The sequence below is a fragment of the Pararhizobium sp. LjRoot255 genome, from assembly GCF_964252905.1.
Lineage (GTDB): Bacteria > Pseudomonadota > Alphaproteobacteria > Rhizobiales > Rhizobiaceae > Pararhizobium.
The window spans coordinates 1,656,149-1,669,110 of the sequence record NZ_CAXUPQ020000001.1 but is presented as its reverse complement, the minus strand read 5'-3'; the positions used below and the strand labels follow the sequence as shown (position 1 = coordinate 1,669,110).

Sequence of the window (12,962 nt, the reverse complement as noted above, 5' to 3'; positions counted from 1 at the left end):
TTCCTCATCCACCTCAAGGGAAATCGCCGCAACAGCACGTGCAAGGGGCTTTCATGTCTTCCGCCTTCGATTTTGATCCGCAGCCGCGCCGCGCCTCCGTTGCCGTCGATGTCGGTGGCGTGATCGTCGGCGGAGCAGCGCCGGTCGTCGTGCAGTCGATGACCAATACCGACACCGCCGATGTCGATGCGACGGTCGCCCAGGTCGCGGCGCTGCATCGTGCCGGCTCCGAACTGGTGCGCATCACCGTCGACCGCGACGAAAGCGCTGCCGCCGTGCCGAAAATCCGCGAGCGGCTCGAGCGGCTCGGTCTCGATGTGCCGCTGATCGGCGATTTCCACTATATCGGCCACAAGCTGCTCGCCGACCATCCGGCCTGCGCCGAGGCGCTGGCGAAATACCGCATCAACCCGGGCAATGTCGGCTTCAAGAACAAGAAGGACAAGCAGTTCGCCGCCATCATCGAGCGCGCCATCGAATTCAACAAGCCGGTGCGCATCGGCGTCAACTGGGGTTCCCTCGACCAGGAACTGCTGACGCGGATGATGGACGACAACCAGGCGAAGGGCTTTCCGCTGACGGCCAGCCAAGTCATGCGCGAAACCATCGTCCAGTCGGCGCTGATCTCGGCGGAACTGGCGGAAGAAATCGGCCTGCCGCGCAACCGCATCATCCTGTCGGCCAAGGTCTCGAACGTGCAGGACCTGATCGCCGTCTATGCGATGCTGGCAACGCGCTCCGACCATGCTCTGCATCTCGGTCTTACCGAAGCCGGCATGGGCTCCAAGGGCATCGTTGCTTCAGCCGCCTCGCTCGGCATCCTTATGCAGCAGGGCATTGGCGATACGATCCGCATTTCGCTGACGCCCGAACCCGGCGGCGACCGCACCCGTGAGGTGCAGGTGGCGCAGGAACTGCTTCAGGTCATGGGCTTTCGCCAATTCATCCCGGTCGTTGCGGCCTGCCCCGGCTGTGGCCGGACGACTTCGACCGTCTTCCAGGAGCTCGCGCGGAAGATCGAGGATGATATCCGCCGCAACATGCCGGTCTGGCGCGAAAAATATCCGGGCGTCGAAGGCCTGAAGGTCGCGGTCATGGGCTGCATCGTCAACGGCCCGGGCGAAAGCAAACATGCCGATATCGGCATTTCGCTGCCCGGCACCGGCGAGCTTCCGGCGGCCCCGGTCTATATCGACGGCAGGAAGGCGATGACGATCCGCGGCACCAATATCGCCGGCGATTTCGAAGCGCTCGTTACCGATTATATCGAGAAGCGTTTCGGACAGGGTCAGGCAGCGGCCGAATAGGCTACAGTTTTGCCGTCAGCAATCTCAATCCGGCAAAGGCGAAGAAGCCGGCCATCGCCCCTTCGATCCACCGGCGCGCCTTGCGATAGACCCGGTTCACCGGCCCGAGTGAAAACAGAAGCGCAAAGCCGGTGAGGACCGCGACGCCGAGCACCATACAGCCAGCGATGAATGCTGCGACGACACTGACCGGCGCGTCCTTCGGCATGCCGAGCGACACAAGCATGATCCAGTTGAAAATGGCCTTCGGGTTCGTCAGGTGGATACCCAATCCCTTGAGGTAGAGCCGGCGCAGGGACGGCGCGGCCTCGTTCTCCGCGATGTCTTTCGGCGGCTCTTTTCGAAGTGCCGCCCTTAGCGCGTTGAATGCCAGCCAGAGCAGATAGAGACCACCGGCGATCTTCAGGATGATCAATGCCTGGCCGTAGGAGCGGATCAGGGCGGAAAGCCCTGCTGCCGTCAGCATTGCCCAGATGTAGGAACCGGTCAGCACGCCCAGCGCCAGTGCCACGCCGGAACTGCGGCCGCGGCTGATCGACGTGCCGATGATGGCAAGCACGGCCGGACCGGGCGAGGCGGTGGCGATCAGATAGGCGCCCCAGGCGACCATGAGTTGCGGCAGATAGGGCAAGAGGTAGGACATAGGCGATTTCCGATAGGTCTTTCGGCGCCACTATGCCCGTTATCCCTTTCAGCGAAACGGGCATTTTGTTGTGGTGACAATATTCCCCGCCGTTACCCTTCTCACAGAATGCCGTCGAACGCTTCGATAAGCCGGCTACATTCTTCCGGTGTCCCGATGGTGATGCGCAGGAAATCGGAAATACGCGGCTTGGCGAAGTGGCGCACGAGCACCGCGCGCTCGCGCAGGCCCTTCGCCAGTGCCTCACCGCTGTGGTCGGGATGGCGGGCAAACACGAAGTTGGCCTGCGAAGGCAGCACCTCGAAGCCACGCTGGCGCAACGCACCGGAAACGCGGTCTCGCGAGGCGATGACAGCGTGGCACGTCACGTCGAACCATGCGCGGCTGCTCGCCGGCCGAATAGGGCTTCAGCGTGCCGACGATCGGCGACCAGAACTTGCTCGTCCGTCAGTTCCTGCGATTGGCGATGAAACGGGCGGCCTCGATCAGGATAGCTGCTCGGTCGCCGAAGGCGGATAGCAGGTCTTCCGCGCCAAGGACAAGCTGTTCCAACTGTGTGGCGGTCCAGTCCCTCCCATGCAGGGCAACGAGCGTGCCCTTGCCGCGCGCCGCGTCCTTGCCGGTCGCCTTGCCCATGGTTTGCGCGTCGGCCGTCAGGTCGAGAAGGTCGTCGGCCAGCTGGAAAGCGAGGCCGATCTTTTCGCCATATAGGCGCATGAGCTGCCGCTCCGCGTCGCCGCTTCCGGCGATGATGGCACCCGCCTCGCAGGCAAAGCGGATCAGCGCGCCGGTCTTCATCGCCTGCAGCGTCGTGATGCCCGCCTCATCGAGCACGCAGCCTTCCGCCGCCAGGTCAAGCGCCTGGCCGCCGGCCATGCCACCGATGCCTGACGCGCGCGCCAATGCGAGGATAAGCTCGGTCTTCTGCCGGTCCTTGAGCCGCGTTTCCGGTGCGGCGATGGTATCGAACGCGAGCGTCAGCAGGCTGTCGCCGGCCAGGATCGCGTTTGCCTCGCCGTGGGCAATATGCACGGTCGGCTGGCCGCGGCGCAGATCATCGTCGTCCATGGCCGGAAGATCGTCATGGACGAGCGAATAGCAGTGAACACATTCCAGTGCCGCGCCGACGCGCAAGGCGGCCTCCGCATCGCCACCGAGAAGGGCCGCACTCTCCATTACCAGGAACGGGCGCAGGCGCTTGCCGCCGTTCAGCACGCCATGGCGCATGGCCGCCAGAAGCGGTTCCGGCCGGGCGATTTCATCCGGTCGCACCGTGTCGCCGAGGATGCTGGCCAGACAGGCCTCGACCTCTGCAGCATTGTTCTTCAGGCGGGATTTGAAGGATGCGGAGTTTTCGCTCATGCGGCGCTCTTTGGCATGACTGTAAGCCCGCTGGCAACGGGATTTTACCATATCGGCAGGCGCCGGCCCGGCTGGCGGTGCAAAGCCGAGAAAACCGTTCAATTTTACCCGTTCTTGCTCTATGAGAACCTTATGGATTATCAGGCGGGCGCTTCAGGGGTGGACATCGTACCGGAGACTCGGGAAGAGGAGGAAGACGTGTCTTCCAGCCGTTCGCGAGGCTGGCGGGATGTTCTGCGTGAACGCTGGCGCCGGTTGCTGTCGATCGCTGTCGCCGTCATCCTCCTGCCCTATGTTTTGATCATCCTCTATACACCGATTTTTATCCACCCGATTTCAACGCTGATGCTGCGCGATCTCGTGTTTCTGCGCGGGTATGACCGCCAATGGGTCGCGTTCGGCGAGATTTCTCCCAATCTCGTCCGCTCGGTGATGATGTCGGAAGACGGGCAGTTCTGTCTCCATGACGGTGTCGATTGGGTGCAGATGCGCGGTGTCGTCACGGATGCGCTGGAAGGCGAATCCACTCGCGGTGCCTCGACGATCCCGATGCAGACCGCCAAGAACCTGTTTCTCTGGAACGGCCGCTCCTTCGTCCGCAAGGGAATGGAGCTTCCGCTGGCGCTCGTCGCGGATTTCGTCTGGAGCAAGCGGCGAATGATGGAGCTCTATCTCAACGTCGCGGAATGGGGCCCCGGAATTTATGGCGCAGAAGCCGCGGCCCGGCACCATTTTGGCGTTTCTGCCGCCAAGCTCACACGCCGCCAAGCCGCGCTGCTGGCCGTCGCCCTGCCCAATCCGCTCGAGCGCAATGCCGGCAAGCCCGGCCGCGGCCTGCGGCGGCTCGCCTCCGTGATCGAGCGTCGTGCCGGTCGCTCCGGCGAATATATCAAATGCCTTTATGAATGAGATCAGGCCTTTTCATTGGCGCTGAACCCGGCTTTCCCTTTATAGCAGTGCTTCATTCGCAAAGATCGGAGAAGACCGGTGACCAAGCTCACGCTCTATGTCGGCAACAAGAACTACTCCTCCTGGTCGCTACGGCCCTGGCTCGCGCTGGAAGGCTGCGGCGTGCCGTTCGAGGATGTCGTCATCCCCTTCGATTTCCCGGCCGGCAATCCGAAGTTCAGGGATATTTCTCCGACGGGGCGGGTTCCGGTTCTGCATCATGGCGATGTCCGCGTCTGGGAATCGCTGGCGATCATCGAATATGTCGCCGAGCTTTTCCCGCAGGCCGGCCTCTGGCCGGAAGATCCCGCCGAAAGGGCGGTCGCGCGCAGCTATTCGATGGAGATGCTCTCCGGTTTCCGGGCGCTGCGCGGCGCCTGCCCGATGAACATTCGGCGCGAAAAGCGGGCGATCAACCTGCCGAATGACGTCATGGGCGATATCGAGCGGATCGAGACGATCTGGCGTGAGGCCGTGGCCCGCTCCGGCGGCCCGTTCCTGTTCGGCCGCTTCACCGCCGCCGATGCCATGTTTGCGCCCGTGGTCAACCGGTTCGAGGTCTATGACCTCACCCGCAATCCCGGCTCGCTCGCCTATATGGATGCGGTGAAAACCCATCCGGCCTTCGCCAAGTGGCAGGAGGCGGCGCTTAAGGAAACCTGGATCGTGCCGGAAGACGAAGCGTGATTCGTCCCGCCGCCGGTCAGCATGAAAAAATACCTGTGGGGACTGGTCAAACGCCTGTGAGGCATGTATAAGCCCGGCAAATTCCGAGATTGACATCTGTTTGTCCCGGCCAACGGTCTGGCCGCTCAACAGAGTTTTGCCCGATAAGTGGAGTATGAAATGGCTGTACCGAAAAGAAAAACAAGCCCGTCCAAGCGCGGTATGCGCCGTTCCGCTGACGCGCTGAAGGCTCCGACCTACGTCGAAGACAAGAACTCCGGCGAACTGCGCCGTCCGCACCACATCGATCTGAAGACCGGCATGTACCGCGGTCGCCAGGTTCTTACCCCGAAGGCTTCCGCTTAATCAGCGTCGCCGTCAGGCTCGTGTTTTGAAGGGCTGGCTTTCGCCGGCCCTTTTCTGTTGTCCGCTTGCGGGCACGCCCGACCTTCGGGCGTTTTTCCCGGATCGTCGCCGCATCTGCATCGCGCGGTCATTTTCTTGACCATGTGCGTACTGTAGGCAAATATCGATCGACGCCTGGCCCGAGGAGGCCCGGCGATAAATTGGGAGTTCCTGTCGATGATTACCGCCATTCCACTGCTGATCCTGCCGTTCATTCTCTACAATCTGGGCATGGTCGGCATGTTGGGAAGCGGCGGCGTTGCGGTCTTCGAAATGACGCTCCTGTCGCTGACGATGCTGTCGGGCGCGGTTTGGACGATGAGCGTCGGCGATCTCGTGATCGTCATCGCGCTTGTCCTGCTTTTCGTCGAAATCCTCAAGGCGACCCGCGTCAGCTCCAAGGCGCTGATGGATCATCTCTTGTCGATGGTTCTGTTTATCATCTTCCTGGTGGAGTTCCTGCTGGTCGCCAATGCCGCAACTCACACCTTCTTCATCCTGATGACGATCAGCTTCATCGACGTGATTGCCGGCTTCTCGGTGTCGATGCGCACAGCCGGGCGGGACGTGTCGATCGGCCTTTGATGTCGCTTTCGCCAAGCTGGGCTTCATGAGGAGCCCTCCTCTGTCGGCGACAGTGACAGAGGAGGTCGGTGCGGCATGCCCGATCACGCTCTTACCCCAGGTTTTCCAGTTTTGTCTGCAGCGCGCGAAGCTGTTCCTTCAGTTCATCAATGTCCTTGGCCTCGGCCTTGCGTGGCTCCTTGGCCTGAGGTGTCGCAGCCATGAAGGGCGAGAACATCTGCATGGCCTGATGAAACAGCTCTGTATTGCGCCGGACCTGCTCTTCCACCAGTTGCAAGGGGACGGCGAGGTTCTTGCCGAGCGGCGTTTCCCCGAAGGCCTTGTTGATCTGTTCGCGCATCTGCACCTGCTGGTCGGTGAAAGCCTGCATCGAATGTTCGAGATAGCTCGGCACCACCATCTGCATCTGGTCGCCGTAGAAGGAAATCAGCTGGCGCAGGAAGGAAATCGGCAAAAGCGTGTTGCCGGTCTTGGATTCCTGCTCGAAAATGATCTGCGTCAACACCTGATGCGTGATGTCCTCGCCTGACTTCGCGTCCTGAACAGTGAATTCCTCCCCCTTCTTCACCATGACCGCGAGATCGTCGAGTGTGACGTATGTACTGGTACCGGTATTGTAGAGCCTCCGGTTGGCGTATTTCTTGATAACGATCTGGCCGTCGTGTTTTGCCATCAGGGTCTCCTCCCCATGCTCCCGTCTTTATTGAGTTTTTCAGAGTATCCGTAAAAAACCTGTTCTGACAATCTCTTTGTGCAATGCGACGACGCAGCTGCAAAATTTATTTTCGCGCCTGGATTGTGGACTGAAAAGACGGCGAGTGCATTATGACGTTTGACTTGCGCGTTGACCTTTGCCAGTCTTTGGCAGTTGCGAAAAAAATGAACGAGGAAATATCTGATGAGCACTCCCTCTATCGTCATCGCCAGCGCCGGCCGCACCGCCGTCGGGTCTTTCAACGGTTCCTTTGCCAATACAGCTGCGCACGAACTGGGCGCCGCGGTCATCAAGGGTGTGCTTGAGCGCGCCGGCGTCGATGCCGGCGAAGTGGACGAGGTAATCCTCGGCCAGGTCCTGTCGGCGGGCGAAGGCCAGAACCCGGCCCGTCAGGCGGCCATGAAGGCCGGCATTCCGCAGGAGGCGACCGCCTGGGGCATGAACCAGCTCTGCGGTTCCGGCCTGCGTGCGGTTGCACTCGGCATGCAGCAGATTGCCACGGGTGACGCCAAGATCATCGTGGCCGGCGGCATGGAGTCCATGTCGATGGCACCGCACTGCGCGCACCTGCGCGGCGGCGTCAAGATGGGCGACTTCAAGATGGTCGATACCATGATCAAGGACGGCCTGACCGACGCCTTCTACGGCTATCACATGGGCACAACAGCCGAAAACGTTGCCCGCAAATGGCAGTTGTCGCGCGATGAACAGGATCAGTTCGCACTCGCCTCGCAGAACAAGGCCGAGGCAGCCCAGAAGGCTGGCCGGTTCGCCGACGAAATCATTCCCTTCATCGTCAAGGGCCGCAAGGGTGATGTCACCGTCGATCAGGACGAATATATCCGCCACGGCGCCACGCTGGACTCCATGGCAAAGCTCCGCCCGGCCTTCGACAAGGAAGGCACCGTCACCGCCGGCAATGCCTCCGGGCTCAACGATGGCGCGGCCGCAACATTGCTGATGACCGAGGCAGAAGCCGGACGCCGGGGTATCCAGCCGCTGGCCCGGATCGTCTCCTGGGCGACAGCGGGCGTCGATCCGCAGGTTATGGGCACAGGCCCGATCCCGGCTTCGCGCAAGGCGTTGGAAAAAGCCGGCTGGTCGGTTGCCGATGTCGAACTTGTCGAAGCCAACGAAGCCTTTGCAGCGCAGGCCTGTGCGGTCAACAAGGATCTCGGCTGGGATACGTCGATCGTCAACGTCAATGGCGGCGCCATCGCCATCGGTCACCCGATCGGTGCGTCTGGCGCGCGCGTTCTCAACACGCTCCTGTTCGAAATGAAGCGTCGCGGCGTGTCCAAGGGACTTGCAACGCTCTGCATCGGTGGCGGTATGGGTGTCGCCATGTGTGTCGAACGGCTGTGACAATTATCCGTTAGGCATTCGCTCCGGCCCAGCGGCCGGAGCAGACTTCACGGCAAGAGCCGGGAGAATTGTGCTTGCGCTTGCGAGCACAGGCATCGGGCCAAGAACGAGGCAACAGGGAGAGACGGATGAGCAGAGTAGCATTGGTCACTGGCGGGTCGCGCGGCATCGGTGCGGCCATATCCATCGCCTTGAAGGGCGCGGGATACAAGGTCGCGGCAAACTACGCCGGCAATGACGAGAAGGCGCAGGCCTTTACCGCCGAAACCGGTATAGCGACCTACAAGTGGGACGTTTCCGACTACGCGGCTTGCGCTGCCGGCATCGCCACGGTTGAGGCCGACCTCGGCCCGATCGAAATTCTCGTCAACAATGCCGGCATCACCCGCGATGCCATGTTCCACAAGATGACACCGGAGAATTGGAAGGACGTCATCGACACTAACCTCAGCGGCCTTTTCAACATGACGCATCCGGTTTGGACCGGCATGCGTGACCGCAATTTCGGCCGGGTGATCAATATTTCCTCGATCAACGGCCAGAAAGGCCAGATGGGCCAGGTGAATTATTCGGCCGCCAAGGCGGGCGATCTCGGCTTCACCAAGGCACTGGCTCAGGAAGGGGCATCGAAGGGGATCACCGTCAACGCGATCTGCCCAGGTTATGTCGGGACTGAAATGGTCCGGGCAATTCCGGAAAAGGTCCTGGTCGAACGCATCATACCGCAGATCCCTGTCGGCCGTCTCGGCGAGCCGGAGGAGATTGCCCGTATCGCCGTGTTCCTCGCCTCCGACGACGCGGGGTTCATCACCGGTTCGACGATCTCCGCCAATGGCGGCCAGTTCTTCGTCTGATCAAATGGATTCCTGCTGTTGCGAACGGCGCCGTTGTGGCGCCGTTCCGCGTTATCCAGCGTCGCGATTGTCGCCGATTCGTTCGATGTTTGAGCTCAGCATCGGCAATCGATGCGCCGCGGCGAACCGACTAATCAACTTGGTTAAATTTTTCTGATTTTTCAGTTATTTGGATTCTGAATCTCGCGAAGTGCAGGATGCGACCGAAGCCATTGTCCGCACCCGTTTTCGCCTGGAAATGACGATTCAGCATCTGGTGAGAATCCGGCTCAGAAAATCAATATCTAGCAGTGAACAAAAGATGAATCCGAGGGAGTCAGCGATTCGTCTCCGATTCGTTCCATGGCTGTTCCGATTCCGGCAAATGCGGGTGGAAATGCAGGCCGCAAGCCCCATTTGCAGTATTTCATGCTCCGACACCCTTGCGTTTATGTTGTCGTGTGGGCATGTGTGCTGCGCCGGTTGAAACGGCTTTTCCGCCGTGAATGGCCTTCGCAGAGTGAAAGTGCGCAGGATCGAGACAGTGCCTGACCAACCCATGATCTTGAGCGGCCGCGGCGTGATCGCGGTCCTCGGCCCGACCAACACCGGCAAGACGCATTATGCGATCGAGCGCATGGTCGCGCATGAATCCGGCGTGATCGGTTTGCCGCTGCGGCTGCTTGCCCGCGAGGTCTATACGCGCCTCGTCGAAAAAGTCGGTGCCCACAATGTGGCGCTCATCACCGGCGAGGAGAAGATCACCCCGCATATGGCGCGCTTCTCGGTCTGCACCGTCGAGGCCATGCCGCGCGAGACCAAGGCGGCGTTCGTGGCGATCGACGAGGTGCAGCTCGCCGGCGATCTCGAGCGCGGCCATATCTTCACCGACCGGTTGATGCATCTGCGCGGAAGAAGCGAAACCCTGCTTCTCGGCGCCGCGACCATGCGGCCGATCCTCGAACACCTGCTGCCAGGCATTACCGTCGTCGAGCGGCCGCGACTGTCGCAGCTTCTCTATGCCGGTTCGAAGAAAATCACCCGGTTGCCGCAGCGCACGGCGATCGTCGCCTTTTCGGCGGAAGAGGTCTATGCGATCGCCGAACTGATCCGCCGCCAGCGGGGTGGCGCCGCCGTCGTGCTCGGCGCCCTGTCACCCCGCACACGCAACGCGCAGGTTGCGCTCTACCAGGCGGGCGACGTCGAATATCTGGTGGCGACCGACGCAATCGGCATGGGATTGAACCTCGATGTCGATCACGTCGCCTTTGCCCAGGATCGCAAGTATGACGGCTATCAGTTCCGCAATCTCAACCCGGGCGAACTGGCGCAGGTCGCCGGCCGCGCCGGCCGCCACCTGCGCGACGGCACCTTCGGCGTCACCTCGCGGGTGGAACCGTTCGACAACGAACTCGTCCACCGCATCGAATCGCACCAGTTCGACCCCGTGCGGGTGCTGCAGTGGCGCTCCAAGGCGCTTAACTTTGCCTCGCTTGCGGCCCTGAAGAAAAGCCTCGATGCCCCGCCGGCGGTAAACGGGCTGACGCGGGCGTTACCGGCGGTGGACCAGCAGGCGCTGGATTATCTTTCGCATTATCCGGAAATCTCCGGTGTCGCAACGACACCGGAGCGTGTAGAAAAACTCTGGGAGGCCTGTGCGCTTCCCGACTATCGGCGCATAACGCCGGCGCAACATGCCGATCTGATTTCGACCATCTATGCCGATCTCGTCCGGCGTGGCACAGTGAACGAAGATTTCATGGCCGAACAGGTTCGCCGCGCGGACCAAACGGATGGTGAAATCGACACATTGTCCGCGAGAATTGCACAAATCAGGACATGGACCTATGTATCCAATCGTCCGGGGTGGCTTGCCGATCCGACACACTGGCAAGAAAAGACGCGGGAAATCGAAGATCGATTGTCTGACGCGTTACATGAAAGGTTGACGAAACGCTTTGTTGATCGCAGGACATCTGTGCTCATGAAGCGCCTGAGAGAGAATGCGATGCTGGAAGCTGAAATCAGTGTAAATGGCGATGTCTTCGTTGAAGGACATCATGTGGGACAATTGGCCGGGTTCCGTTTCACGCTGGCGGCAGTGACCGACGGTCTCGACGCGCGCGCGGTGCAGGGAGCAGCACAGAAGGCGCTGGCGCTGGAATTCGAAGCGCGGGCAGCGCGCCTGCATGCGGCGGGTAATGCCGATCTGGCGCTGGCTTCCGATGGTCTCGTGCGCTGGCTCGGCGATCCCGTCGCGCGGCTCGCCGCGAGCGAGCACGTCATGCGCCCGCGCGTCATTCTGCTTGCCGACGAGCAGTTGCAAGGCAACGCTCGCGATCATGTGCTTGCCCGCATCGAGCGCTTCGTCAACCACCATATCTCGACGGTCCTGAAGCCGCTCGACGATCTGTCGCGTGCCGAAGATCTCGAAGGTCTTGCCAAGGGTCTGGCGTTCCAGCTCGTCGAAAATCTCGGGGTGATGTTCCGCCGCGACGTCGCCGACGAGGTCAAGTCGCTGGACCAGGAGGCGCGCGCCTCGATCCGCCGCCACGGCATCCGGTTTGGCGCCTATCACATTTTCATGCCGGCTCTCTTGAAGCCTGCTCCGGCCGAGCTCATCACACTGCTCTGGGCCTTGAAGAACGACGGCCTGGACAAGCCTGGTTACGGCGATCTCATCCCGGTTCTGGCAGCTGGCCGAACCTCGGTCGTCACCGATGCGTCTTTCGAGCGCAATTTCTACAAGCTCGCCGGCTTCCGTTTCCTCGGCAAGCGCGCCGTCCGCATCGATATTCTCGAACGGCTCGCCGATCTCATCCGTCCGCTTCTGCAGTGGAAACCGGGCACGACGGCGCGTCCGGACGGCGCCTATGACGGCCGCCGCTTCACCGCGACGACGGCCATGCTGTCCATTCTCGGTGCCACGCCCGACGATATGGAAGAGATCCTCAAGGGTCTCGGTTATCGCGCTGACATCGTGAAGGCCGAGGAAGCTGCCGCGTTCCTGTCTGCGCAGTCGGGCAATGTGACCACGCCGGCTGACTCGGCCGCAGTCGAAACGACGGCCGAGACAACCGACCATGACGACGCGGATGCGCCAGGCGAAGAGGCTTCCGAGCCGGCGCCGGAACAGGCAGCGCCCGCTGAGACTGCTCCGGAGGCAGAAGCTGCCGCCGCTGAACCCGCTGGCGAGCCCGCAGAGCAGGTTGAAGCCAAGCCCGTGCTCCTGTGGCGACCGGGCGGCCGCAACGACAACCAGCGCGCAGGCGGACGTCCGCACGGCAATCATCGTGGCGCCAACAACCGGGCACATCAGGGTGAAGCGCGCCGTGAGGGGACTGAACAGCGCCCCGACGGCGATGGCCGCCGCGAAGCGCGTGGCGACGATAATCGTAAGGGTGGTGGCCGACCGGACCGCAATCGCGGCCGCGACGGCGGCAAGCCGCAGGGCGGCCAGCGTCAAGAGAAGGGCGAGCGCCAGGATCGTCCCGATCGCAACGACCGCGGCGGAAAGTCGCAGGCCGCCAAGTTCGAGGCGCGCCCCCCGCGCAAGGAAAAGCCGATCGATCCGGATTCGCCCTTTGCCAAGCTCGCTGCCCTGAAGGAGCAGATGAAAAAATAACGCCATGGCCGAAAAACAGCCCCAGTCCCTGCCGGTTCTCCGCCAGCGTCTCGACAAATGGCTGTTTTTCACGCGGCTGCAAAAGTCCCGCTCGATCGCCCAGAAGGCGATCGAGGCCGGTCATGTCCGGGTCAACGAGACCCGCATCACCCAGCCTTCCTTTGCCGTGAAAACCAGGGATGTCGTCCTTCTTTCGCTCGATCGGCGCGATATGACGGTGCGCGTCTTGCAGCCCGGCAATCGACGCGGCCCGTATGAGGAGGCGCGGCTTCTCTACGAGGATCTGACGCCGCCGCCAGTGCCGGGCGACAAGCCGAATGCTTTCGAACAGGCGACGCGTGAACGCGGCAGTGGGCGGCCGACCAAGAAGGAGCGCCGCGAGGTAGACCGGCTGCGACCGGGCTGGCGGGAGGATTAGAAAACTGTCTCGCCGGGCGGCGCTTTGGCGCATGGATTATTCTTGCAAAGCCCTGGCAAAGCCTTTACCTGACGGGACAAATGAGCAGTC

12 protein-coding genes and 1 pseudogene are annotated in these 12,962 nt (G+C 61.7%); 9 read left to right on the top strand and 4 right to left on the bottom strand.

The features are described 5' to 3' along the window. Window positions 1-53 precede the first annotated feature (53 nt). Window positions 54-1,307 carry a flavodoxin-dependent (E)-4-hydroxy-3-methylbut-2-enyl-diphosphate synthase gene (gene ispG / locus ACSQ2W_RS08210; RefSeq protein WP_436085814.1) on the top strand — a complete coding sequence of 418 codons (1,254 nt, stop codon included), beginning with the start codon at window positions 54-56 and terminating at the stop codon, window positions 1,305-1,307. A 1-nt stretch (window position 1,308) separates the two neighbouring features. Here ispG and ACSQ2W_RS08205 read toward each other — a convergent pair whose 3' ends face one another. The 3 genes and pseudogenes from ACSQ2W_RS08205 to ACSQ2W_RS08195 form a co-directional block, all read right to left on the bottom strand. Then, window positions 1,309-1,950 (bottom strand): LysE family translocator, encoded by a 642-nt coding sequence (locus tag ACSQ2W_RS08205; protein ID WP_436085813.1) that lies wholly within the window; start codon window positions 1,948-1,950, stop codon window positions 1,309-1,311. Between the two features lie 101 nt (window positions 1,951-2,051). Next, window positions 2,052-2,330: pseudogene (locus tag ACSQ2W_RS08200) on the bottom strand (aminotransferase class I/II-fold pyridoxal phosphate-dependent enzyme); the annotation flags it as partial. A gap of 67 nt (window positions 2,331-2,397) precedes the next feature. Then, entirely contained in the window at window positions 2,398-3,312 is a 915-nt protein-coding gene (locus ACSQ2W_RS08195) for a polyprenyl synthetase family protein (protein ID WP_436085812.1), read from the bottom strand. Between the two features lie 132 nt (window positions 3,313-3,444). Here ACSQ2W_RS08195 and mtgA point away from each other — a divergent pair, with 132 nt between their 5' ends. The 4 genes from mtgA (at window position 3,445) to ACSQ2W_RS08175 (ending at window position 5,916) form a co-directional block, all read left to right on the top strand. Continuing rightward, the gene (gene mtgA, locus ACSQ2W_RS08190) at window positions 3,445-4,221 is read left to right on the top strand and encodes a monofunctional biosynthetic peptidoglycan transglycosylase (protein ID WP_436085811.1); all 777 of its coding nucleotides are present in this window, start codon (window positions 3,445-3,447) and stop codon (window positions 4,219-4,221) included. Window positions 4,222-4,299: 78 nt separating this feature from the next. Beyond that, window positions 4,300-4,947, top strand: coding sequence for a glutathione S-transferase family protein (locus ACSQ2W_RS08185; RefSeq protein WP_436085810.1), 648 nt, complete (start codon window positions 4,300-4,302; stop codon window positions 4,945-4,947). Between the two features lie 159 nt (window positions 4,948-5,106). Next, complete coding sequence (rpmF, locus tag ACSQ2W_RS08180) at window positions 5,107-5,292, top strand: 50S ribosomal protein L32 (RefSeq protein WP_026203804.1); 186 nt, start codon at window positions 5,107-5,109, stop codon at window positions 5,290-5,292. 216 nt (window positions 5,293-5,508) lie between these two features. Further along, window positions 5,509-5,916 (top strand): hypothetical protein, encoded by a 408-nt coding sequence (locus ACSQ2W_RS08175; RefSeq protein ID WP_436085809.1) that lies wholly within the window; start codon window positions 5,509-5,511, stop codon window positions 5,914-5,916. A 91-nt stretch (window positions 5,917-6,007) separates the two neighbouring features. Here the strand turns inward: ACSQ2W_RS08175 and phaR are convergent, their stop codons facing one another. Further along, window positions 6,008-6,589 carry a polyhydroxyalkanoate synthesis repressor PhaR gene (gene phaR, locus ACSQ2W_RS08170; RefSeq protein WP_436085808.1) on the bottom strand — a complete coding sequence of 194 codons (582 nt, stop codon included), beginning with the start codon at window positions 6,587-6,589 and terminating at the stop codon, window positions 6,008-6,010. 225 nt (window positions 6,590-6,814) lie between these two features. Between phaR and ACSQ2W_RS08165 the strand changes: the two genes are divergently transcribed. The 4 genes from ACSQ2W_RS08165 to ACSQ2W_RS08150 all read left to right on the top strand — a co-directional run bounded on the left by ACSQ2W_RS08165 (window position 6,815) and on the right by ACSQ2W_RS08150 (window position 12,872). Beyond that, the gene (locus tag ACSQ2W_RS08165) at window positions 6,815-7,996 is read left to right on the top strand and encodes an acetyl-CoA C-acetyltransferase (RefSeq protein ID WP_436085807.1); all 1,182 of its coding nucleotides are present in this window, start codon (window positions 6,815-6,817) and stop codon (window positions 7,994-7,996) included. A gap of 128 nt (window positions 7,997-8,124) precedes the next feature. Continuing rightward, on the top strand, window positions 8,125-8,850 hold the full coding sequence (gene phbB, locus ACSQ2W_RS08160; RefSeq protein WP_436085806.1) for an acetoacetyl-CoA reductase: 726 nt from the start codon (window positions 8,125-8,127) through the stop codon (window positions 8,848-8,850). 538 nt (window positions 8,851-9,388) lie between these two features. After that, window positions 9,389-12,454: a helicase-related protein gene (locus ACSQ2W_RS08155; RefSeq protein ID WP_436087712.1), complete on the top strand. Its 3,066-nt coding sequence runs from the start codon at window positions 9,389-9,391 to the stop codon at window positions 12,452-12,454. Window positions 12,455-12,458: 4 nt separating this feature from the next. Further along, a complete protein-coding gene (locus ACSQ2W_RS08150; protein WP_436085805.1) occupies window positions 12,459-12,872 on the top strand; it encodes an RNA-binding S4 domain-containing protein in 414 nt (137 codons plus the stop codon). Window positions 12,873-12,962 lie beyond the last annotated feature (90 nt).

Bases quoted from the DNA above. Each gene is read 5' to 3' on its own strand.
- ispG (WP_436085814.1), top strand. From the start codon at position 54: ATGTCTTCCGCCTTCGATTTTGATCCGCAGCCGCGCCGCGCCTCCGTT.
- ACSQ2W_RS08205 (WP_436085813.1), bottom strand. From the start codon at position 1,950: ATGTCCTACCTCTTGCCCTATCTGCCGCAACTCATGGTCGCCTGGGGC.
- ACSQ2W_RS08195 (WP_436085812.1), bottom strand. From the start codon at position 3,312: ATGAGCGAAAACTCCGCATCCTTCAAATCCCGCCTGAAGAACAATGCT.
- mtgA (WP_436085811.1), top strand. From the start codon at position 3,445: ATGGATTATCAGGCGGGCGCTTCAGGGGTGGACATCGTACCGGAGACT.
- rpmF (WP_026203804.1), top strand. From the start codon at position 5,107: ATGGCTGTACCGAAAAGAAAAACAAGCCCGTCCAAGCGCGGTATGCGC.
- ACSQ2W_RS08175 (WP_436085809.1), top strand. From the start codon at position 5,509: ATGATTACCGCCATTCCACTGCTGATCCTGCCGTTCATTCTCTACAAT.
- phaR (WP_436085808.1), bottom strand. From the start codon at position 6,589: ATGGCAAAACACGACGGCCAGATCGTTATCAAGAAATACGCCAACCGG.
- ACSQ2W_RS08165 (WP_436085807.1), top strand. From the start codon at position 6,815: ATGAGCACTCCCTCTATCGTCATCGCCAGCGCCGGCCGCACCGCCGTC.
- phbB (WP_436085806.1), top strand. From the start codon at position 8,125: ATGAGCAGAGTAGCATTGGTCACTGGCGGGTCGCGCGGCATCGGTGCG.
- ACSQ2W_RS08155 (WP_436087712.1), top strand. From the start codon at position 9,389: ATGATCTTGAGCGGCCGCGGCGTGATCGCGGTCCTCGGCCCGACCAAC.
- ACSQ2W_RS08150 (WP_436085805.1), top strand. From the start codon at position 12,459: ATGGCCGAAAAACAGCCCCAGTCCCTGCCGGTTCTCCGCCAGCGTCTC.